At 32.9% G+C, this 24536-nt stretch carries 19 protein-coding genes; 17 read left to right on the forward strand and 2 right to left on the reverse strand.

Annotation, left to right across the window (positions count from 1 at the left end; translation table 11 throughout):
* Positions 1 to 174: 174 nt before the first annotated feature.
* The 9 genes from carB to ACESR5_RS01445 all read left to right on the forward strand — a co-directional run bounded on the left by carB (position 175) and on the right by ACESR5_RS01445 (position 10326).
* A complete protein-coding gene (gene carB / locus ACESR5_RS01405) occupies positions 175 to 3393 on the forward strand; it encodes a carbamoyl-phosphate synthase large subunit (protein ID WP_373153862.1) in 3219 nt (1072 codons plus the stop codon).
* Positions 3394 to 3538: 145 nt separating this feature from the next.
* The gene (locus tag ACESR5_RS01410) at positions 3539 to 4084 is read left to right on the forward strand and encodes a hypothetical protein (RefSeq protein ID WP_373153863.1); all 546 of its coding nucleotides are present in this window, start codon (positions 3539 to 3541) and stop codon (positions 4082 to 4084) included.
* 21 nt (positions 4085 to 4105) lie between these two features.
* Complete coding sequence (locus ACESR5_RS01415; RefSeq protein ID WP_087936053.1) at positions 4106 to 4426, forward strand: TfoX/Sxy family protein; 321 nt, start codon at positions 4106 to 4108, stop codon at positions 4424 to 4426.
* 30 nt (positions 4427 to 4456) lie between these two features.
* Positions 4457 to 5425: a serine aminopeptidase domain-containing protein gene (locus ACESR5_RS01420; protein WP_373153865.1), complete on the forward strand. Its 969-nt coding sequence runs from the start codon at positions 4457 to 4459 to the stop codon at positions 5423 to 5425.
* A 26-nt stretch (positions 5426 to 5451) separates the two neighbouring features.
* A complete protein-coding gene (locus ACESR5_RS01425; protein WP_087297376.1) occupies positions 5452 to 5934 on the forward strand; it encodes an ABC transporter permease in 483 nt (160 codons plus the stop codon).
* 136 nt (positions 5935 to 6070) lie between these two features.
* Positions 6071 to 6907, forward strand: coding sequence for a DUF2262 domain-containing protein (locus tag ACESR5_RS01430; RefSeq protein WP_373153866.1), 837 nt, complete (start codon positions 6071 to 6073; stop codon positions 6905 to 6907).
* 41 nt (positions 6908 to 6948) lie between these two features.
* On the forward strand, positions 6949 to 7764 hold the full coding sequence (locus ACESR5_RS01435; protein WP_373153867.1) for an AAA family ATPase: 816 nt from the start codon (positions 6949 to 6951) through the stop codon (positions 7762 to 7764).
* Positions 7765 to 8404: 640 nt separating this feature from the next.
* Complete coding sequence (locus ACESR5_RS01440; RefSeq protein ID WP_373153869.1) at positions 8405 to 9658, forward strand: ATP-binding protein; 1254 nt, start codon at positions 8405 to 8407, stop codon at positions 9656 to 9658.
* A gap of 299 nt (positions 9659 to 9957) precedes the next feature.
* Positions 9958 to 10326 (forward strand): hypothetical protein, encoded by a 369-nt coding sequence (locus tag ACESR5_RS01445; protein ID WP_373153870.1) that lies wholly within the window; start codon positions 9958 to 9960, stop codon positions 10324 to 10326.
* A gap of 26 nt (positions 10327 to 10352) precedes the next feature.
* Here ACESR5_RS01445 and ACESR5_RS01450 read toward each other — a convergent pair whose 3' ends face one another.
* Positions 10353 to 10703 (reverse strand): hypothetical protein, encoded by a 351-nt coding sequence (locus tag ACESR5_RS01450; protein WP_373153871.1) that lies wholly within the window; start codon positions 10701 to 10703, stop codon positions 10353 to 10355.
* 110 nt (positions 10704 to 10813) lie between these two features.
* On the opposite strand from ACESR5_RS01450, the gene ACESR5_RS01455 reads away from it, so the two are divergent.
* Positions 10814 to 11149 carry a hypothetical protein gene (locus tag ACESR5_RS01455; RefSeq protein WP_289527424.1) on the forward strand — a complete coding sequence of 112 codons (336 nt, stop codon included), beginning with the start codon at positions 10814 to 10816 and terminating at the stop codon, positions 11147 to 11149.
* 1 nt (position 11150) lies between these two features.
* The gene (locus ACESR5_RS01460; RefSeq protein ID WP_373153872.1) at positions 11151 to 11540 is read left to right on the forward strand and encodes a hypothetical protein; all 390 of its coding nucleotides are present in this window, start codon (positions 11151 to 11153) and stop codon (positions 11538 to 11540) included.
* 24 nt (positions 11541 to 11564) lie between these two features.
* Here ACESR5_RS01460 and purF read toward each other — a convergent pair whose 3' ends face one another.
* On the reverse strand, positions 11565 to 12968 hold the full coding sequence (purF, locus tag ACESR5_RS01465) for an amidophosphoribosyltransferase (protein ID WP_373153873.1): 1404 nt from the start codon (positions 12966 to 12968) through the stop codon (positions 11565 to 11567).
* Between the two features lie 254 nt (positions 12969 to 13222).
* Between purF and ACESR5_RS01470 the strand changes: the two genes are divergently transcribed.
* Genes ACESR5_RS01470 through ACESR5_RS01495 form a run of 6 tightly spaced genes read left to right on the forward strand, consistent with a single transcriptional unit; the run spans position 13223 to position 24509 of the window.
* Entirely contained in the window at positions 13223 to 15316 is a 2094-nt protein-coding gene (locus tag ACESR5_RS01470; protein ID WP_087936058.1) for a glutamine synthetase III, read from the forward strand.
* A 26-nt stretch (positions 15317 to 15342) separates the two neighbouring features.
* The gene (gene asnB, locus ACESR5_RS01475; RefSeq protein ID WP_373153874.1) at positions 15343 to 16923 is read left to right on the forward strand and encodes an asparagine synthase B; all 1581 of its coding nucleotides are present in this window, start codon (positions 15343 to 15345) and stop codon (positions 16921 to 16923) included.
* Between the two features lie 13 nt (positions 16924 to 16936).
* Positions 16937 to 21418: a glutamate synthase large subunit gene (gene gltB / locus ACESR5_RS01480; RefSeq protein WP_373153875.1), complete on the forward strand. Its 4482-nt coding sequence runs from the start codon at positions 16937 to 16939 to the stop codon at positions 21416 to 21418.
* Positions 21419 to 21429: 11 nt separating this feature from the next.
* A complete protein-coding gene (locus ACESR5_RS01485) occupies positions 21430 to 22884 on the forward strand; it encodes a glutamate synthase subunit beta (RefSeq protein WP_373153876.1) in 1455 nt (484 codons plus the stop codon).
* A 25-nt stretch (positions 22885 to 22909) separates the two neighbouring features.
* Complete coding sequence (locus ACESR5_RS01490) at positions 22910 to 24148, forward strand: ammonium transporter (RefSeq protein WP_087304528.1); 1239 nt, start codon at positions 22910 to 22912, stop codon at positions 24146 to 24148.
* A 13-nt stretch (positions 24149 to 24161) separates the two neighbouring features.
* A complete protein-coding gene (locus ACESR5_RS01495) occupies positions 24162 to 24509 on the forward strand; it encodes a P-II family nitrogen regulator (RefSeq protein ID WP_373153877.1) in 348 nt (115 codons plus the stop codon).
* Positions 24510 to 24536: the final 27 nt, after the last annotated feature.

Genomic DNA, 24536 nt, shown 5'->3' on the forward strand with positions numbered 1-24536 from the left:
AATATATACTTATTAAAGATAAGGAAAGGAATGAGAAAAATGATGGATTTTGGTTTAAAAACAACGAATCAAATAGCTGTTTCTCCAGAGTCTTCTTTTTCTTATTTTTTATATTTGTTATAGGACATATCATTTGATTTGATATGTCTTTTTTATGGATAAGGAGGAAAAGATATGCCAAAAAGAGAAGATGTAAACACAGTATTAGTTATTGGTTCAGGACCTATTATTATTGGTCAGGCTTGTGAATTTGACTATTCAGGAACACAGGCATGTAAAGCATTGAGAAGTTTAGGATACAAGATTGTCTTAGTCAATTCTAATCCAGCGACAATCATGACAGATCCAGAAACTGCTGATGTGACTTATATTGAACCATTGAATTTAAAAAGATTAACACAAATCATTGAAAAAGAAAGACCAGATGCCTTATTGCCTAACTTAGGTGGACAATCAGCATTAAACTTATGTGCTGAATTACATAATGCTGGAGTTTTAGATAAATACAATGTCAAAGTTCTAGGTGTGCAGGTTGATGCAATTGAACGTGGTGAAGACCGTTTGGAATTCAAAAAAGCCATGAATGAACTTGGTATTGATATGGCAAGAAGTGAAATTGCGAATACAGTTGAGGAAGCTTTGGCGATTGCTGATAAATTAGGTTATCCTGTTGTTGTGAGACCTGCTTATACAATGGGTGGTGCCGGAGGAGGACTTGTTTATAATGTTGAAGAATTAAAAACAGTTGTTTCTCGTGGTTTACAGGCAAGTCTTGTTCATGAATGTTTGATTGAAGAATCTATTCTTGGATGGGAAGAATTAGAAGTAGAAGTTGTCAGAGATGCTAAAAACAATATGATTACTGTATGTTTTATTGAAAACATTGATCCATTAGGTGTTCATACTGGAGATTCTTTCTGTAGTGCGCCAATGTTGACAATTTCTCAAGATGTTCAAGATCGTTTAAAAGATCAGGCTTTTAGAATTGTAGAATCAATTGGTGTTATTGGTGGAACAAACGTTCAGTTTGCACATGATCCAAAAACAGATAGAATTGTTGTTATTGAAATCAACCCAAGAACTTCACGTTCTAGTGCTTTGGCTTCAAAAGCAACAGGTTTCCCTATTGCCCTTGTTTCAGCTATGTTAGCTGCTGGTTTAACTTTAGATGAAATTCCATGTGGAAAATATGGAACTTTAGATAAATATGTACCAGATGGTGACTATGTTGTTATTAAATTTGCAAGATGGGCTTTTGAAAAATTCAAAGGTGCACAAGATAAACTAGGAACACAGATGAAAGCTGTTGGGGAAGTTATGAGTATTGGTAAGACTTATAAAGAAGCTTTCCAAAAAGCGATTCGTTCTCTTGAAATTGGTCAATATGGTTTAGGATATGCAAAGAATTTCAATGAATTAACAAAAGAACAGTTATTAGAAAAATTAACAGTTCCTACAAGTCAAAGACAATTCATCATGTATGAAGCTTTAAGAAAAGGAGCAACTGTTGAAGAATTATATGAATTAACAAGCATTAAACATTACTTCATTGAACAAATGAAAGAATTAGTTGATGAAGAAGAAATGTTAAAATCATATGCAGGGAAAGAGTTGCCAGTAGATGTTTTAAGACAAGCAAAACAAGATGGTTTCTCAGATAAATATTTAAGTCAGATTTTAAATGTTTCTGAAGATAGTATCAGAAATGAAAGAATTGAAAATGGTATTACTCAAGCTTGGGAACCAGTTCATGTCAGTGGTACAAAAGATAGTGCATATTACTATTCTACATATAATGCCAAAGATCATAGTGATATTCATCATGATAAGAAAAAGATTATGATTTTAGGTGGAGGACCAAACAGAATTGGTCAGGGTATTGAATTTGACTATTGCTGTGTTCATGCTTCACTTGCTTTAAAGAAATTAGGATTTGAAACAATTATTGTCAACTGTAATCCAGAAACAGTCTCTACTGATTATGATACTTCTGATAAATTATATTTTGAACCATTAACATTAGAAGATGTTTTAAGTATTCATGATAAGGAAAAACCAGTTGGTGTGATTGCTCAATTTGGTGGACAGACACCATTAAACTTAGCTTCTCAATTAAAAGCCAATGGTGTGCATATCTTAGGAACAACACCTGAAACAATTGATATGGCAGAAGATAGAGATTTATTCAATGAAATGATGGAAAAATTAGAAATTCCTATGCCAGAATCAGGAATGGCTGTCAATGTTGAAGAAGCTTTAGAAATCGCTAAAAGAATTGGTTATCCATTAATGGTAAGACCTTCTTATGTCTTAGGTGGACGTGGAATGGAAGTTGTTTATGATGATGATAGCTTAAAACAATATATGGCTGCGGCTGTTGGTGTGACACCAGATCGTCCAATCTTAATTGACAGATTCTTAAATAATGCAATGGAATGTGAAGCAGATGCTATTAGTGATGGAACAAATGTTTTCGTTCCAGCTGTTATGGAACATATCGAATTAGCTGGTATTCACTCTGGAGATTCAGCATGTATCTTACCTTCTAAACATATTCCAATGAGACATTTAGAAACAATCAAAGAATATACAAAGAAAATCGCGAAAGAAATGAATGTTCGTGGACTTATGAACATGCAATATGCAATTGCTGATGATAAAGTTTATGTTCTTGAAGCCAACCCAAGAGCTTCACGTACAGTACCTTTAGTATCTAAAGTATGTAATATTAATATGGTGAAAATTGCAACTGATATTGTGACAATGGAATTAACTGGTAGAGAATCACCAGTACTAAAATTAACTGAAAAGAAAATTCCACATGTTGGTGTTAAACAAGCTGTATTCCCATTCAATATGTTCCCAGAAGTTGACCCAATCTTAGGACCAGAAATGAGATCAACAGGAGAAGTGTTAGGATTAGGAAGTTCATTTGGAGCAGCTATCTATAAAGCTGAAGAAGCGACACAAACAATCTTACCAACTGAAGGAAAAGTATTAATCAGTGTTAATGATTTAGATAAACCACAAGTTGTCTCTCTTGCAAAAGGATACTATGATGCAGGATTTACAATTGTAGCAACAGGAAATACATACGCTTTAATTCAAGAAGCAGGTGTACCAGTTGAAAAAATTAAGAAATTAAATGAAGGACGTCCAAACATTACAGATGCCCTTACAAATGGTGAACTTGCTATGGTGATCAATACACCTCATGGTAAACAAAGTGCTCATGATGATAGCTATATCAGAAAAACAGCTATTAAGATGAGAATTCCATATATGACAAACATCGCTGCTGCAAAAGCTGCATTAGAAGGAATTATGGAAATGAAGATTCATGGTAGCCATGCAGTCAAATCATTACAAGAATACCATAGTGAAATTCAATAAAATCAATGAGAGAATGGAGTTATCTATTCTCTTTTTTTGGTTAAAAATAGTTGAATAGAAGGATATCGTTGTTGTGGATAATAGTTACTGGTATAATAAACATACAGAAGTAGACAAATTTGAATTTATTGAGGAGAGCTAAAAAATGAACTTGAAAGATTTGAAAAAAGATTGTGCCCAAAAGCAAAAGAAAGGTATTCATTTTATCATTGCATCAGTAGTAATATGGATTATGGTTTTAATCGTACAATTAACAGATTTACCTATATTAACAAAAAATCTATTGACATTTTGTTGCACTGCAGCATTATTACCTATAGCTTTTTTAATTTCTAAAATATTAAAAATACAATTTCAAGATAAAAGTAATCCATTAAACTACTTAGGAATACTATTTTCTGCAAATCAAATGATATACCTTTTAATAGCAATGTGGATTTATCCTACATTGCCGGATAAAATGCTAATGGTTATTGCTATGATATTCGGAGCACATTTATTGCCATACAGTTGGTTATATAATTCAAAAACATATATGGTATTGTCAATAATTATTCCAATATTATCTTTGATAGTTGGTTTAAATTTTGCTAATTATACTCTTGCAATAACGATGATACTGATAGAAATAATATTTAGTGTCCTGTTATCATTTGAAAATAAGAGAATAGTAAATGATTATGTCCAATAAATTAGAATTTGAGGTGGAAATATGGCATCAAGCAAGGAATACTTAGAGTTTATTTTAGGGCAGCTATCTGAGTTAGAAGAAATTACTTACCGAGCTATGATGGGAGAATTTATTATTTATTATCGTGGCAAGATTGTAGGCGGTATCTATGATGATAGATTACTTGTTAAACCAGTAAAATCAGCAATTAGTTATATGCCGACAGCTCCGTATGAATTACCCTATGAGGGAGCAAAAGAGATGTTGTTGGTAGATGAAGTTGATAATAAGGAATTTTTGACATGCTTGTTTCATGCAATGTATGATGAACTGCCAGCCCCAAAACAAAAAAAGAAGAAATAAACAACTCCTAATTTGAAAGTGAGATAATCTATGAATAAATTTTTAAAAATTAGTATAATTATAATTGAAGTTATTATTTTCCTTATAGTATTGTTGATGATAATAAGTTTCGTTAATCATAAAATAAAATTAAAAAAAGAAGATAAATTTTTTAAAACAACTGGTAAACTTGTTGAAGTTAATAATCATAATATAAATGTTTATGTAAGTGGAAATTCCAATAGTGATACAACATTAGTATTTATGTCTGGAGGAGGAACTTGTTCACCTACACTTGATTTTAAAACACTATATTCATTATTTGAAAATGATTATCAAATAGCAGTAGTAGAAAAAGCAGGTTATGGTTTTAGTGATATAAGTGATATTGATAGAGATATAGATACAATTTTATTTGAAACAAGAGAATCATTGAATAAAGCAGGTATAAAAAACAATAGATATATTTTATTTCCTCATTCTATGTCTGGAATTGAAGCATTATATTGGGCAAATAAATATCCAGATGAAATAAAAGGAATAGTGGGATTAGATCCATCAGTCCCTAAAGCATACGAGAATATGAAAATAAATAATATGCTCCTTTCTTTAGCTAAATTTGGAGCAGATATAGGACTTACTAGATTTATACCATCTATTGTTAATTCTTCTTCTGCAATTAAAGATGGAAATTTAACAGATGAAGAAAAAAAGTTGTATAGAATTGTTTTTTATAGAAGAACAGCAACAACTTCGATGCTAAATGAAACAAAACAAATAAAAGAAAATGCTAAAAAATTAGAAAGTATTGATATTACTAATGTACCTATGTTATTTTTTATATCTAATGGAGATGGGACAGGATATGCAAAAGAACAATGGAGAAACTTTATTATTGATTATATAAATAGTAAGCAAAATGGAGAATATAAAGTTTTGGAATGTTCTCATTATGTTCATAATATTGAATATCAAAAAATATATGATGAAAGTATAAAATTTATAAACAATTTACAATAACAAATTGAAATTTGGAGTGAAACAGAATGATTATAATAATCGAAACCGTAATTTTATGTATTGCGTTTTTTCTAATATGTTTTTGGGGAACAGGTACAGATAACAAAAATTTAAAAAGCTATTCATCTTATCCAGATGAAGTGCAAAATCGAATAAAGAGTATTGCAGAATATCAAGGAAAATTTAAGGAAAGCAATAAAGTGGTTACATTTATATCCAATTTTCTGTTATTTCTGTTCGTACTATTTATATTAGGGTTGTTTATCAAAGAAAATGGCTTCACACATAATTTTCTTTGTTTATGTATTATAGGACAGGGATTGAATATCTTTGACTTATTTATTGTAGACCTTTTATGGTGGCGGAATACAAAGCGTGTTCGTTTAAGAAAAATACCAGAAAAGGAATTGTATCAAAATCCAAAAAAGCATATAGAAGCGTTTATCAGAGCCTTTATTATGTATCTGCTAATTGCTCTGATAGACGGATATATATTGACACTTTTATAGGAATAGATATAAGTAAATCCTAATTGACCTAGCAAAAAGCGAGAAATACTTCTTGTCTGGAGGGTAAGAAGAGAAAAAAATGTATGAATCAAGAAAATTTAATTATATAAATGATTAAGAAAAGGTGGTGCGAATTATGTCAGTACAAACAGATTTTGAAAAAGAATTCGAAACAGAAGAATATGAAATGCTTATTTTAGTACAATCATCATGCAAAGGGGCAGTAAATATAAAAGACATGTTGAAACCTTTTGTTGATTTTCTTGCGTCTATAGATTTGCGTACTGGTCAGTTCTTTCATGAGAAAGGTCGTGTTGAATGGCTTATAAAAAATGATAATAAACGCAATGGATGGGGATATAAATTTGAGCAATTTGGCATTTATCGTGTCACTGTCAGAAAATGTATACCGCAAAAATTGCTGCCATATCAATTACAATATATAAACAACAGATATATGCTTATAAATGTACTTGAAGAAAATGCTTCTAATGAAAAATTGGAAGCTTTAAAAGAATATTATTCTAAGCCAATTTCTATAGAAAATGAATTAGGTTCTTTTGCCTTAGATAGAGAATTTTCATGGTTTGAGGGAATTGTCAATTGGAATGGAGTAGAAGTGAATGCATATCTGGAAACCGATGAGGAGGATGGGGATACTGCAAAACAGGCAATGAAGGTACTAAAAAAGGTATTAGATAATATTGTGGAGAATGATACGAAGTACCGTGAATTCGCTGCGCAAGAACTAAAAGAACTTGCAAATGAGTGGATGGATGCGTCAGATGAAATTGATGCTGAAGAAATTACAAAAGAAATATTTATGAAGCGTATGGAAATGAGTGAAATAACAGTTAGTTCAGATGGAAGTTTATCTTTGTTTTTCAATGATGACGATATGTTTTGGGGACATGCTATTGAAATAGAGGTTAAGCCAAATGGAGAAATTATAAGTGCTAATATAGCTGGATGAGAGTAAAAACTTACAATTGAGCAAAGGAGGATTCTTTATTCATGATATATTTAAGAAGTTTTCAATTGAGTGATTCTCAAATATCTAATCCTCATATTTATCCGTATAGTGTTTTTAGGAATAAAGATATAGAGCCTTTTGTATTTACGCCAGTAACAGTCTTTTATGGGAATAATGGTTCTGGAAAATCAACATTACTTAATATTATCGCTAACAAGCTAGAACTCAAAGGTAAGGAAAATGCGACTTGTCATTCATATGGTATGACAAACTACTTTACTCAATTTTGTTTAGAATGCTCTTATCGTTTGGGTGAAGATGAACTTGGTCAAAAGATAAGACACTTACCAGAGAATAGCCATTATATCAAAAGCGAAGATATTCTCTATGAGATTAAGAAAATTCAACAGCAACAAGTGTTATCAGACGGCATGTTATATGATTATATAAAAAAGGGAATGACGAAGGAAGAAGCAATAAAATATTTAGAGTCAAAGGCTAGCTCAAAACAAATGGAGTATATCATGTTTGCGCAAGAAAAATATTCTAATGGGGAAACATCTATGCAGTACTTCGAGGACTTCCTACAACCGGATACATTATATTTATTAGATGAACCTGAGGTATCTCTTTCTCCTGCAAATCAAGTTGCCTTAGCTAAAGAAATTAATAACATGGCAAGGTGGCTAGATTGTCAATTCATTATAGCAACTCATTCACCTTTTATGTTAGGAACTTTAGATGCAAAAATATATAATATTGATTCCAAAGAATATGCTGTTACCAAATGGAGTGATTTAGAGAATGTTCGCTATTTTTACAATTTTTTTAAAAAGAATGAAAAAGAATTTGAGTAAATCTTGTAGATATCTGAAATTTTTGTTTTTCAGAGAAATTGTAGCTTATTGAACACAATTGTCATTTGATAATTAATTGATAGAAATGAAACGATCATGTTTTTCGTTGCAAAGCTGAAGTACATCCCTATCAAGGTATTTCTTGATGGGAGTATTGTCAAAGGACTTCATATTTAGAAAATTTAGTAGCTTTAAGTAAATGTTTTGATGTAACAACAGATTATTTGTTAATGGATGATATTGAAACATCATTCAATAACAATCTTAATGTCAAAGTAACATTGAACCTCAATTATGAAAACCAGAAGCTAGTGAAGATAAACACCAATATAACATTAATGAATTTAAAAAGAAGAAGCATTGTTTCATTTGGTTTATAAACATTGCTCTATGATTATGTTACTAGTCATAATGCTTATATTATTATTGTTGAGATGATTTATACTAATTTTAGTCTTATTCATTTAAATCGGTTAGTCTGTATGATTAATTGCTTTTAAATTGATTGAAAAAGTTTAATAATGAATATTATGGTCATACTTTTTGAATAGTTACTTTTTCGTTTCATATGATTTGAAACGATTTTTTTCTTTCGTTGCAAAACGAATGGAACAATAATATATTCAGGGAGGAGACTGTTATGAAAGAATCTAGAAATTTAGAGTTTAAAGAAACGATACAATCCAACACATTTCTCAAGACAGTCAGTGCTTTCGCAAACTATGGAACAGGAAGAATCGTTTTTGGAATTGACGATGATGGTCTGGTTAAAGGAATAAAAAATGCAATAGATTTTTGTTTAAGTATTGAAAACAAAATGAATGATAATATGAATCCTGTACCATTATATGATTTGAATATTAATGCTGATTCAACAATAACTCTTACTGTTTATGAAAGTGATTTTAAACCTTATTTATATAAAGGTAAAGCATATAAAAGACATGATACATCAACTATTGAAGTAGATAGACTAGAATTGAACAGACTTATATTAGAAGGAAGTCATCAATCATATGAAGAACTTGTTTCTCAAAAACAGGATTTAACATTTAATTGTTTAGAAAAAGCTTTAAAAGATAAATTGGCTATACAAGAATTAAATGAAGATATTTTGAAAACATTAGATTTATATACAAAAAATCATCAATATAATAATGCAGCAGCATTACTTGCTGATCAAAATAATTATAAGGGTGTTGATATTATAAAATTTGAACAAGATATTGATGAAATTATGGATAGAATTATTTTAGAAAATAAATCTATTTTATTGTTATTGGAAGAAAGTGTTGAAATGTATAAAAAATATTATCAATATGAAAAGATTGATGGAACTTCTAGAAAGATTGTCAATCGTATCCCAGAAAATGCGTTTCGTGAAGCTATAGCCAATGCTATGATTCATCGCTTTTGGGACATCAATGCATTTATAAGAGTAAGTATGTTTGATGATAGAATTGAGATAAGATCTCCAGGAGGACTCCCTTTAGGAATGAGCGAATCAGAATATCTTGATGGACAGATTTCAATGCTTAGAAATCCCATTATAGGTAATGTTTTCTATAGACTAAGATATATAGAAATGTTTGGTACAGGAATCAAAAGAATCAACAAATCATATAACAATTCTCTAACGAAACCACAATTCAAAGTCTATGAGAACTCCATAACAATCATATTACCAACTGTATTAGATATTACTAATTTAACAAGTGAAGAACAACAGATTATACAGCTTTTTCATGGAAATTTAAAACTATCAAGAGCAGAAATAGAAAAACAAAGTCATTATAATAAGGCAAAGCTTATTAGAATACTGAGTTCATTATCTGATAAAAATATTATTTATAAGTCGGGGAAAGGACGAGCTACTAAATATCAGTTACGATAGAGAAAAAAGTTTATTTACAAAATACAGATAATAGTAATGAGGATATTTTTCAAAAGTTAACTATCGTACAAGAAGAACGAATAAATATATTATAGGAACTTTAGCCTATGCAAATGGATGTTTGTATAGGCTTTTTACATAAATGAATTGTATATGCATAGTGAATATCTGATAGGCAATTGCGATAATGCTTTGTTTTAATGAAATCTTAACCTGAAGTAAAGATTATAAACATATTGTTTTCATCTTGCTTTGTTATACTGAAATCAAGATAAGAAAATGGAGGGGGAGAAAATCATATGTTGTATATGACAATGCCAGAATTTGCTTTCTTTATGGGACTTACATCTTATGTCATAAGAGATGTTTTTTCTAAGGGACATAGTTTTATTGGCTCAAAAAGATTATATATAATAGGAAGTATAGTTATAGGGTTATTGTTGTTTTTATTATATTTACATGATGAAATGAATTTAAATGATTTAAAGATTTTAATGATATATATTCTATTTGTAGGTATGGATTTTTATAAAATGAAAAATCATCATTCTCTTACGGAACATTTTTCATGGCTTTCATCAAGACAAGAAAATATGGTTTTAAAAGTTTGTGGAACTTCTGTAGTCATTGCATTATTAGCTTTGTTGGTCATGATTAAGTTTATATAAAAAAGGAATAGCTTTATTTTGCTATTTCATTGAGAATATATGGTTTCTAATTGATTATCCAAGTTTTTTTGTTTGATTTCTTTGATTTGATTTTGACTATTATCAATTGTTATTTCTAAAGGGTATTTCTTTCCTGAAAGCATAGAGCCATAACCCTGAATTTGATAAATGCTATCTTCTATTTGATTCAGCTTATATTTTTTATAGTCATAATGACCTGAACCATCAGAAATATGAATAATAATCTGGGATTGTTGCTCATGGACTTGATCAATATATAAATAGATAGGAACAGTTGTGAAAGTGTCTATGATAATCCATGCTATGAGAAGGGATATAAGCCCTCCAATAATGAGACGTATTTTCTTTTTATTCATGATGTCCACTCCTCTTTTTCATTATATAACAGAAAACGATGTTATCTAAACAAAAAAGTGAATACACAGAAATTTCATAATATTTTGGTATATATGAAATGGTGATCAAAATGGAAGAAATGATTCGTGAAATTGTTTATATATGTGTTATGTTTATTGGAATTGTATTATATGAAGTGATGAGTGATAAATGTCTAGTGTGTATTCTAGATAAGCCTTTGTTTCCAGATTTATTTAAGAAAGAATGGAAAAGAGAAGTCATACAGGATTGGCTGGCAGTCTTGTTTTTATTTGTGTTTCCAGGTCTTTTTTTATCTTTTGGAATTGCATATATCAAAATAGCAATACTAGGTATTATTGTAGTTTATGAAAGCAAAACTTTACGTAGACTGAAAATCAGTCAATATGTTGCTGATAAGCACTTTTTTAAGAGGGAAGAAGAGTAAAATGTTATATATGACTTCAGCAGACTATTTGTTCTTTGTAGTTGCTTCGACATTGATTATTAAAGATGTGCTCTGTCGAGATTATCAGGCATATGGCTATTGGAATACATATAGTTATTCTAAAGGAATTTATTTTACTGGTTTGGTTATTGTTGTTTTACTTTGGGCATATGTTTGTGATTTGTTTTCAGGGTTTAATGTGAACTCTTTAAAATTGTATATCATATTTTTAATTTTCTTAGGTGTTGAAATTTATAAATCTATGACACAGCAGTTAGTAAGTGAAAAATTTTTATGGCTATCTTCTAAGCAGGAAAATAAAGTATTAAGGATTTGTGGGACGGTTCTTGTTATTGGGATGTTGGCTTTGATTATTGCGATAAAAATATAAAAGGTTTGTCGTTTTGACAAACCTTTAATCGTCTTGAAAATCATTATCATATAGTGGTGTGACATATTTTCTATTGAAACAAGCCATACATAAATCACAGGTATGTTCTTTTTCAAAATGAATAGATTTTTGAAGTCCTTCTTCACTGATGAAGGCTAAGGAATCAGCACCAATATATGTGCAGAGTTCCTGAGTTGTCATCTTGTGAGAAATTAATTCATCAAGAGTAGACGTGTCTACACCATAAAAACAAGGATATTTGATTGCCGGTGAAGCAATTCTGACATGAACTTCTGTAGCGCCTGCTTCTTTTAATAAAGTCACAATACGTTTGGATGTTGTTCCTCTGACAATAGAGTCGTCAATCATGATGACTCTTTTTTGATTCACAATTGAAGAAACAGCCGAAAGCTTCATACGAACACCCTGATTCCTTAATTCCTGCGTAGGTTGAATGAATGTTCTTCCAACATATTTGTTTTTAATTAGTCCCATTTCATAAGGAATGTGGGAAGCTTCTGAATATCCAATTGCAGCAGATATAGATGAATCTGGTACTCCAATCACAATATCAGCATCTACAGGACTTTCTAAATAAAGTTGTTTTCCAGCATTTTTACGTGTTGTATGAACATTGATACCATCAAGGATACTGTCGGGACGAGAAAAATATACATATTCCATAGCACAGATCTTATCATGTATAGGCTGTTTTGTATAAAGACGAGATAACAATTGATTGCCTTTGACTCTGACTATTTCTCCTGGCTCGACATCTCTTAGAAATTTAGCGCCTACAATATCTAATGCACATGTTTCTGAAGCAAAGACATACGCTCCATTAGGGAGCTGCCCAATAGCTAGTGGTCTTAATCCATAACGATCTCTGACAGCATAGAGACGATCTTCTAAAAGAATGAGGAAAGCAAAAGCTCCATCTAATTTTTCTAAAGAAGCACAGATACGATCTATCATATGTCCTTTTTGACGTTTGATTAAATGTCCTAAGATTTCAGTATCAGATGAAGATGAAAAGATACTGCCTTGTTCTTCAAGTTCAGCTTTCAATACATTAGCATTCACAATATTTCCATTATGACAAATTCCCATATCACCCACCATGGTTCTAAAAAGTAATGGCTGTACATTCATAATACCTCCACCACCAGCAGTTGAATAACGCACATGACCAATAGCGTGAATGCCATTCATCTGATGAATCTTTTCACTGTTAAAAACTTCAGTGACCAAACCTTCTCCTTTATGAATAGAAAGTTTATGATCGTTCGCAACTAAAATACCGGCTCCTTCCTGCCCACGATGCTGAAGGGCATGTAAACCATAATAACAGAGGTTAGCTGCATTTGGATGCTGAAACACACCGAACACACCACACTCCTCATGAATTTCTTTTAAATCATTTATCATTGTTGTTCTCCTTATATTTTATAGAAGAATAGGAGATACATATATCAAAATTTGTTGTATAAGATGTTACATAAAAATAAATATTACGGGATTCAATATCTCCTATTCGTCTTTATTATAACGGAATAATTGTATTTTTTCAATCAATATAATAATAATTTATTAAAATGATAAAAAAACATTGACAAAAACACGAAGCTGTATCATAATGCAAAATAAGTAAACGGATAGGTTTACATAAAGGAGTGATAGATATGGAAAAGAAAATAACAGATATTTTTGGAACTTTGGTATTTGATGAAGAAGTCATGGAAGAAAGACTTGCGAAGGATACTTTCAGAGAACTTCAAAAAACAATTAAAGAGGGGAAATCTTTAAATATCAAGATTGCAAATGCTGTGGCGAATGCGATGAAAGATTGGGCTGTGGAACATGGAGCTACACATTATACGCACTGGTTTCAACCGATGACAGGTGTAACAGCTGAAAAGCATGATGGTTTTATTGGAACAAACAAAAATGGGAAAGTTATTTTAGAATTTTCTGGCAAGGAATTAATTAAAGGAGAACCTGATGCGTCATCTTTCCCGAATGGGGGATTACGTGCAACATTTGAAGCCAGAGGATATACAGCTTGGGATCCAACTTCTTATGCTTTTATTAAAAATGGTGTTTTATGTATTCCTACAGCATTCTGTTCTTATTCAGGGCATGCTTTAGACAAAAAGACACCATTATTAAGAAGTATGCAGGCTATCAACAAACAGGCATTACGTATCTTAAAATTATTTGGTAACGAAAATGTTAAGAATGTCAAAACAACAGTGGGACCTGAACAGGAATATTTCTTAGTCGATAAAAAATATTATGAACAAAGAAAAGACTTGATTTATACAGGACGTACTTTATTTGGTGCACCATCTCCAAAAGGACAGGAAATGGAAGATCATTATTTTGGAACAATCAAGAGTAGAGTTCAAGAATTTATGAATGATTTAAATGAAGAATTATGGAAATTAGGTGTCTTAGTGAAAACTGAACACAATGAAGTCGCACCAGCTCAACATGAGTTAGCACCTATTTTCTCTACTACCAATATTGCAACTGATCATAACCAATTAACAATGGAATTGATTCAAAGAATTGCGAAAAAACATGGTTTGGTTGCTTTATTACATGAAAAGCCATTTGATGGTATCAATGGAAGTGGAAAGCATAATAACTGGTCATTATCAACAGATACAGGTGTGAATTTATTAGAACCTGGAGATACACCACATGAAAATGCTCAATTCTTATTATTCTTATGCGCTGTGATTAAAGCGGCTGATGAACATCAGGATTTGTTGAGATTATCTGTTGCGACTGCAGGTAACGATCATCGTTTGGGAGCTAACGAAGCACCGCCAGCTATTATTTCTGTTTTCTTAGGTGATGAATTAGCTGAAATCTTAAAAGCTATTGAAGAAGATCGACCATATGATTCTAAGGAAAAAGAAGTCATGAAGATTGGGGCTCATGTCTTACCTAAATTTCCTAAAGATACAACAGATCGTAACCGTACTTCACCATTTGCTTTTACAGGTAATAAATTTGAATTCCGTATGCCAGGATCAAGTTCATCTATTGCAGGATGTAATATTGTTTTAAATACAGTGATTGCAGATGAATTAAAAGAATTTGCGGATATTCTAGAAAAAGCACCGGATTTTTCTTCAGCATTACATGCATTGATTCAAGGAACAATCAAAGAACATAAACGTATTATTTTCAATGGTAATGGTTATGATGATTCATGGGTAGAGGAAGCCAAGAAACGTGGACTATTAAACTTACGTACAACACCCGATGCTTTACCATATTTTATCAAGGAAAACAATATTGAATTATTTAAAAGACATAAAGTCTTTGATGAAGAAGAAGTGCATTCTCGTTATGAAATTATGATGGAAGAATATGTCAAGATTTTGCATATTGAAGCTTTAACAATGGTCAATATGTCTCAAAAAGAAATCTTACCAGCTGTTAGTCAATATTCATATGACTTAGCACAAACTTGTGCAATGAAAACAGAAGTTGCCAAGTTAGAAAATGTTTATGAAAAAGAAACTTTAAAAGATGTTTCAGCATTATTAGATCAAGCTTTCAAAGCCACAAAACATTTAGACAAAGTCTTAAAAGAAGCTGAAGCGATTGAAGACTTTGAAAAGGCAGCTTTCTATTATCGAGATGAAGTCATTCCAGCTATGAGTGCTTTACGTACACCATGTGATGAATTGGAAACATTAACTGCCGAAAATGTATGGCCATTCCCAACATATGGCAAACTGTTATTTGGTATTTTATAAAATTATATAAGAGAGGGGTTATGACAATGTGTTCGATTATGGCGTATTGCGACAGCAATGTAGAAAAAGAGATTTTTTTAAAAGGTTTTGAAAGAACACATACCAGGGGACCTGATGCTATGCGTATTATTGATACAGGTAAAGGGCTATTGGGATTTCAACGTTTATCCATCATGGGATTAAATGAGTATGGTATGCAACCATTTCAAAGAGGGAAGCATTATGTTGTCTGTAACGGTGAAATCTATGGTTTTAGACCAATGAAAGAAGAATTGATGAAGCAGGGCTTTGACTTTCAAGGGGAGAGTGATTGTGAAATCCTGCTTCCTCTTTATCAAAAAATGGGTGTAGACATGTTTAAAGAATTAGATGGAGAATTTGCATTGATTCTTTTTGATGGTGATACAAAAGAATTTATTGCTGCTAGAGATCCGATTGGGATTCGCCCATTATTTTATGGTTATGATGATCATCAACACATTGTCTTTGCTTCAGAAGCCAAAAATTTAGTTGGCATCTGTGATAAGATTGTACCTTTTCCACCAGGACATTATTATCAAAATGGGGAGTTTGTTTGTTATAGAGATATGAGCCTGGTGGAAAACTATCATCATGATGATTTCAATACAATCTATACAAATATACATGATTTATTAGTCAAAGGTATTGAAAAAAGACTGGATGCAGATGCACCACTTGGTTTCTTATTAAGTGGTGGATTAGATTCATCACTTGTCTGTGCAGTCTCATCACGTCTGCTAAAAAAACCTATTCGTACTTTTGCAATTGGTATGAATAAAGATGCCATTGATTTAAAATATGCCAAAGAAGTGGCTGAGTTTATTGGCAGTGAACATACCGAAGTGATTATCACAAAAGATGATGTTCTAAGTGCCTTAGAACCTGTTATTGCCACTTTAGGAACATATGATATTACGACTATTCGTGCATCTATTGGTATGTATCTTGTCTGTCAGTATATTCATCAGCATACAGATATCAGAGTTTTATTAACGGGTGAGATTTCAGATGAATTATTTGGTTATAAATATACAGATTTTGCGCCAAATGCAAAAGAATTCCAAAAGGAAGCTGAAAAACGTATTCGAGAAATTTATATGTATGATGTCTTACGTGCTGATCGTTGTATTAGTGTTCATTCCTTAGAAGCACGTGTGCCTTTTGGAGATTTGGCTTTTGTGGATTATGTTATGCATATTGATCCTGCTTTAAAAATGAATAATTATGGAAAAGGAAAATATTTATTGCGTAAAGCGTTTGACAGAGGATATTTACCTCAAGATATCTTAATGCGTGAAAAAGCAGCTTTTTCAGATGCGGTAGGACATTCATTAAGTGATGAAATCAAAGCTTATGCGAATAATTATTATAGTGATCAGGGATTTGAAGAAAAAAGAAAGAAATATGATTTCGCCCAACCATTTACAAAAGAGTCATTATTATATCGTGAAATCTTTGAAAAATATTATCCACATCAGGCACAAATGGTGAAAGGATTCTGGATGCCAAATCCAAATTGGGAAGGTTGTCAGGTCAACGATCCTTCTGCCAGGTTTTTAGAAAATTATGGAGATAGTGGAAAGTAGAAAGGATGATTTGATGAAAGAGTATAATCAGGGATTGCATCATGTCAGAGAACATGATGCCTGTGGTATTGGCGCTGTCGTTCATATTGATGGACGACAGGATTATCAGGTTATTGATCAGGCACTTACAATTGTCGAAAAACTAGAACATCGTGCTGGAAAAGATGCCAGTGGAGAAGTCGGTGATGGGGTTGGAATCTTATTACAGATTTCACATCGTTTCTTTAATAAAGTTGCACATAATCTCCATATCACTTTGCCTCAACCTTATGATTATGCTGTGGGAATGTTCTTTTTACCACAGGATACACTGACAAGACAAAAAGCTATGAAAACTTTAGAACGCATTGTCATGAAACATCAGGCCACATTTCTAGGGTGGCGAGAAGTGCCATGTCATGAAGATATCTTAGGTCAAAAGGCTAAGGATTGTATGCCTTATATTATGCAATGCTTTATTGAAAAACCTAAAACTTGTCAACAAAGAATGGACTTTGAAAGAGTATTATATGTGATTCGTCGTGAATTTGAAAAATCTTCACCACAGACATATGTGGTTTCATTATCTTCATCAACAATTGTCTATAAAGGGATGTTTCTTGTTCATCAATTAAGACAATTCTATGATGATTTACAAGATCATGATTATCATAGTGCAATAGCATTGGTTCATTCGCGCTTTTCTACCAATACCAATCCAAGCTGGCAAAGAGCACATCCTAATCGTATGATTGCTCATAATGGAGAAATTAATACAATTAGAGGTAATGCGAATCGTATGTTGGCCAGAGAAGAAACATTAGATTCAAAGTATTTTTCATCAGATATGACAAAGGTTTTCCCAATTGTTGATGTACATGGTTCAGATTCAGCTATGCTAGATAATACATTAGAGTTCCTATATATGAATGGGATGCCATTAGCTAAAGCTATGATGCTATTGATTCCAGAACCATGGAAAAATACAGCCATGTCACAAGAGAAAAAAGATTTTTATCATTATTATGCGACAATGATGGAACCATGGGATGGACCTGCTGCTATCTTATTTTCTGATGGTATTTCCATGGGAGCTACTTTAGATAGAAATGGTTTAAGGCCATCACGTTATTATATTTTAGATGATCAGACTTTGATTTTATCATCAGAAGTTGGCGTTTTAGATATTGATGAAAGTCATATTGTCAAAAAATCACGTCTTCAACCAGGAAAAATGTTATTAGTAGATACTCAAAAACAGCAGCTGATTGAAGATGATATATGTAAAATGAGCTATGCTAAAGAACATCCTTATGGAGAATGGTTGGATTATTATTTATTACATTTAAAAGATTTACCAGCGCCAGATAAAAAATCTCATATTCATAGTCAAAGTGACCGTGATATCTTATATAAAATTTTTAGTTATACTTATGAAGATGTCAAAGATATGATTTTACCTATGGCCAAAAATGGTGTAGAACCTACAGCATCCATGGGAACAGATATTCCACTTGCTATGTTGAGTCAAAAACATCCAACATTATTTCATTATTTTAAACAACAGTTTGCTCAAGTGACCAATCCACCTATTGATTCTTTAAGAGAAGAAGTGGTTGTAGATACAACGGTATATTTAGGATCTAATGGAAACTTATTACAGGATCAATCTGATAATTGTCAGGTCTTAGAAATTAATAATCCTATTTTAGACAGTCGTGATATGGATAAACTCAAACAGTTAAATCGTGATGGCTTCCATAGTCAAGTCATTTCTTTATTATATTACAAAGGGATTTCCTTAACAGAAGCTTTAGATCAGTTATTTCTTGATTGTGATAAAGCTTATCGTCAAGGTGTCAATATCTTAATTCTTTCTGATAAAGGTGTCGATGATAATCATTTGGTTATCCCTTCATTACTGGCTGTTTCAGCTATTGAAAGTCATTTGGTGAAAACCAAAAGAAAAACAGCGATGTCCATTGTCTTAGAAAGTGGTGAACCACGTGATGTTCATCAATTTGCCTGTTTATTAGGTTTTGGTGCTACAGCTATTTATCCATATCTGGCCCATGAATGTATCATGGAAATGATTCAGCTTAATATGTTGGATAAAGAGGAAAATAAGGCTATTGAAGATTATAATCATGCCATTTTAAAAGGTATTGTTAAGATTGCCGCGAAGATGGGTATTTCTGCTTTACAGTCATATCAGTCAGCACAAATCTTTGAAGTTGTCGGTTTAAAAGAAGATATTATGGAAAACTATTTCCCTCATACAGTTTATCGTGTGGGAGAAAAAGGTTTGACAGATATTGAAAATGATATTCGTTACTATCATGATCATGCCTTTGATCCATTAGGATTAAAGACAGATACATCATTAAAAAGTTTAGGTTTCCATAAATTGAGACGTGGACCACAAAGTGAAGTGCATATGTATAGTCCTGAAACAATTGTTTTACTTCAAAGAGCAACTCAAAGTGGTGATTATGCATTATTTAAAGAATACTCTCATCAATTAGAAAGTCAGCCATTTGCTTTACGTCATTTATTAGAATTTGATACAACACAAAGACATTCTATTCCTCTTAATGAAGTAGAAAGTGTTGATGATATTGTCAAACGTTTTAAAACAGGAGCGATGTCTTATGGTTCTATTTCTAAGGAGGCACATGAATGTTTGGCTGTGGCAATGAATCGCTTAGGAGGAAAATCAAATTCTGGAGAAGGTGGAGAAAATCCAGAAAGATTATATACAGAAGCCAATAGTGCCATTAAACAGGTGGCCAGTGGTCGTTTTGGAGTCACAAGTGAATATCTGGTCAGTGCCAAAGAAATTCAAATTAAAATGGCACAAGGTGCAAAACCGGGTGAAGGAGGCCATTTACCAGGACAGAAAGTTTATCCTTGGATTGCCAAAACACGTTATTCAACACCTGGAGTCACTTTGATTTCACCACCACCACATCATGATATTTATTCTATTGAAGATTTGGCACAATTGATTTATGACTTAAAAAATGCCAATCGTGATGCGCGTATTTCTGTCAAACTTGTTTCAGAATCAGGAGTTGGAACGATTGCATCAGGTGTTGCGAAAGCAGGAGCTCAGGTTATTTTGATTTCTGGTTATGATGGAGGAACAGGGGCTGCCCCACAAAGTTCGATTCATTATGCGGGATTGCCTTGGGAATTAGGACTAGCTGAAGCTCATCAGAGTCTTATCGAAAATGATTTAAGAACACGTGTTGTTTTAGAAACAGATGGAAAATTAATGACAGGAAGAGATGTAGCTGTGGCAGCATTATTAGGTGCAGAAGAATTTGGTTTTGCGACAGCACCATTAGTGACAATGGGTTGTGTGATGATGCGTGTTTGCAATCTTGATACTTGTCCTGTTGGGATTGCGACACAAAATGCTGAACTTAGAAAACGTTTTAAAGGGAAACCAGAATATGTTATGAATTTTATGATTTTTATTGCTCAGGAATTACGTGAAATCATGGCACAGCTGGGATTCCATAGCATAGATGAAATGATAGGACATATGGAAGTTCTGAAAGTCAAACCAGAATATCAGGAATTAGAATCATTCTTTACAAAAAAGGATCTCAATGTGCATTTCCAAAAAGAAAATGTTTTTGATTTCCACTTAGAAGATAGTCAGGATTTAAAAGTCTTGTTACCAAGATTCCTTTCTTATCTGGAAACAAAACAGCCACATCAGGAGACAATACATATTTCCAGCCTTGATCGTAGTTTCGGAACATTGCTGGGAAGTGAAATCACAAAACGTTTCCAAAACAATCTGCAAGATGATACTTATCAGATTGAATGTATTGGTGGAGCCGGACAATCATTTGGAGCCTTTATACCAAAAGGTCTCACAATGCAAGTTGAAGGAGATGCCAATGATTATTTTGGAAAAGGATTATCTGGTGGAAAACTGATTATTCATCCTTCTTCAAATGCTCAATTTGTGGCTCAAGATAATGTCATTGTTGGAAACGTTGCCTTATATGGAGCAACATCAGGAGAAGCCTATATCAGTGGTCGTGCTGGTGAACGTTTTGCGGTCCGTAATTCTGGTGCGATTGCTGTGGTAGAAGGCTGTGGTGATCATGGACTTGAATATATGACTGGTGGAAAAGTGGTTGTTTTAGGAAAAACAGGAAAGAACTTTGCGGCAGGAATGAGCGGGGGTATCGCTTATGTCTTAGATAAAGATCATGATTTATATTTACGTTTAAATAAAGAATTAGTCACAATGCAGGAAGTCAAACAGCATAAGGATATAGAAGATTTAAAATTGTTATTACAAAAACATGTGCAATATACAGGGTCATTACTGGCTAAAGATATCTTGGAAAGTTTTGAAGCATGGATACCACATTTTAAAAAGATTGTGCCAGTTAATTATGCGTGTATGTTAGATAATATTGAAAGCTTTGAAAAACAAGGCTATTCACATGATGAGGCTGCATTAATGGCCTTTAAAGAAGTTCATCAATAGGAGGGTAATGTATGGGAAAAGCTACAGGATTTTTAGAGTTTGATAGAGAAGATAATTTCACTGAATCACCAGAAACAAGAATCGCTGATTTTCAGGAATTCCACATCCCTCTTTCTGATGAAAAACGTCGTCAGCAAGGAGCTCGCTGTATGAATTGTGGTGTTCCGTTTTGTCAATCAGCTATTGAAATCAATCATATGGTTACAGGTTGTCCTTTACATAACCTCATTCCTGAGTGGAATGATGAAATCTTTCACCATAATGATGAACGTGCACTTTCACGTCTATTAAAAACAAATCCCTTCCCAGAGTTTACAGGACGTGTGTGCCCCGCATTATGTGAAAAGGCATGTGTATGTGGATTGCATGGAGATGCCGTGACCATTAAAGATAATGAATTATTTATTATTGAAAAGGCTTATCAGAATCAATTGATGAAAGCTGAACAGTCGCCAATATGTTCATTTAAAAAAGTAGCTGTTATTGGCAGTGGTCCTACAGGATTAACGGTAGCCTATAAATTAAATCAACGTGGACATCAGGTCAGTGTTTTTGAAAAAGATGATCGTTTAGGAGGATTATTGATGTATGGTATTCCTCAAATGAAACTTGAAAAACAGATTATTGAACGTCGTATTCAATTAATGAAAGAAGAAGGGGTTCAGTTTTATACCAATGTTCATGTTGGACAAGATATAACGAAAGAAGAATTATTAAAAGAATATGATGCAGTTGTGTTATGTTGTGGAGCGAAAAAAGCACGTGATTTAAATGTACCAGGGAGACAAGCTAAAGGCATTTACTTTGCAGTGGATTTTCTCAAAAGCGTAACACAAGATTTATTAAATCAAAGTCCTTTACGTATTGATGCCAAAGGAAAGCATGTCGTTGTTGTAGGAGGTGGAGATACGGGTAATGACTGTGTTGGAACATGTATTCGTCAGGGATGTGCATCAGTTACACAACTAGAAATGATGCCATGTCCACCTCATCAAAACACACGTCCTTGGCCAATGTGGCCAGATGAATTGAAAACAGACTATGGACAAGAAGAAAGTCTGGCTGTTTTTAAGAAAGATCCACGTGTTTATGAAACAACGATTAAAGAATGTATTGAAGAAGATGGACAACTCAAAGCTGTGAAAACTGTTCAGGGGAGAATGGTTGATGGTCAATGGGTTGAAAAAGAAGATAGTGAAAAAATAGTAAAGGCAGATTTATTGTTGATTGCGGCAGGATTTGTAGGTATTGAAGACGATATCAAAGAACAGTTTGATTTATCGGTAAATCAACGTCAAGTTGTGACGACAATGCCAAAGAGTTATGCGACAAAGGAAGAGAAGATTTTCGTTGCAGGGGATATGCATCGTGGTCAATCTCTTGTTGTTTGGGCTATCGCTGAAGGTAATGAATGTGCCAAAGAAGTTGATCAATACTTAATGGGATATAGCTATATGAATGAATAATAAATAAAGTTAGGGGGTCTATGATATGAATTCAGGGGATATTGGTTTTATGTTAATATGTAGTGCCCTGGTGTTATTAATGACACCGGGACTTGCATTCTTTTATGGTGGACTTGTTCGCCGTAAAAATGTTGTCAATACAATGATGACTTCTATATTTGTCATTGGGATTGCAGCAGTGATGTGGGCATTATTTGGATACTCACTGGCTTTTGGAAATGATCACTTTGGAATCATTGGAGATTTCAGCTGGTTAGGTCTACAGGGCATCGAAGGAAGTACAACAGATTATGTATCCACAATTCCTCATTTAGAGTTTGCCATTTTTCAAATGATGTTTGCCATTATTACACCAGCTTTAATTACTGGAGCAGTTGCTGGACGTATGAAATTTAAAGCTTTGTTTTTGTTTATTATTCTTTGGTCAGTGATTGTTTATTATCCAATGGCTCATATGGTTTGGGGCCTTGGTGGTTTTTTAGCGAAGATTGGTTCAATAGACTTTGCTGGTGGAAATGTTGTCCATATCAGTTCTGGTGTCAGTGCGCTGGTTTTATGTATTGTTTTAGGAAAACGTAAAGATTACTTACGTGTACAATATCATGTACATAATATTCCATTTGTTGTCTTAGGTGCTAGCTTACTTTTATTTGGATGGTTTGGCTTTAATGCTGGAAGTGCCTTACAGGCTAATGAATTAGCTGTTCATGCTTTTATGACAACAGGTCTATCAGCAGCTGCTGGAATGATATCATGGATGCTGATGGATGTATTCATGAGTGGAAAACCAACGTTGGTAGGAAGTGTGACAGGTATGGTTGTCGGTCTTGTCGCTATTACACCAGGAGCAGGATATGTGCCTATCTGGGCATCTATCATTATTGGATTGGTTGGTAGTCCTATCTGTTATCTGATGATTTCTAAAGTGAAACAGAAATTGGGCTATGATGATGCTTTGGATGCTTTTGGATGTCATGGTATTGGCGGTATCTGGGGTGGTATTGCGACAGGATTGTTTACACAAACGTCTATTAACGATGTTGCCAGATGGAATGGTTTGTTCTTTGGTGATACTCAATTGTTTTTAGCTCAATTAGCAAGTATTCTTATTACGATTGCAGTGGCAGTGGTAGGGACATTGATTTGTATTGCTATTGTCAGATGTTTCACAACCCTTCGTGTCTCTAAACAAGAAGAACAAAAAGGATTGGATATTTCTGAACATCAGGAAAATGCTTATCCGTCTTTTAATGGATTAGATTAGGAGGAAAGTGAATATGATTAAAGTTGAAGCAATTGTAAGAGAAGAAAAGTATGAAGAAGTCAAAGAAGCACTTGCTCGTATCCAAGTCAATGGTATGACAGTATCTCAAGTGATGGGATGTGGATTGCAACATGGCTATACAGAATATGTTCGTGGTCAGGAAGTTGAAGTGAACATGTTACCAAAAATTAAATTTGAAATTGTTGTCAGCAGTGAAGAATGGGCTGAAAAAACGATTGAAGCGATTTGTCAGGCGGCTTATACTGGAGAAGTAGGAGATGGTAAGATTTTTACTTATAAGCTTGATAATGCTATCAAAATTCGTACGCGTGAAACAGGAGAAAAAGCAATTAATGAATAATTATTAATAATTTAAAATTATGGTAAT

Origin of the sequence: Clostridium sp. AUH-JLR23 (assembly GCF_964238065.1) — a bacterium.
Classification (GTDB): Bacteria; Bacillota_I; Bacilli_A; order Erysipelotrichales; family Coprobacillaceae; genus Allocoprobacillus; species Allocoprobacillus merdigallinarum.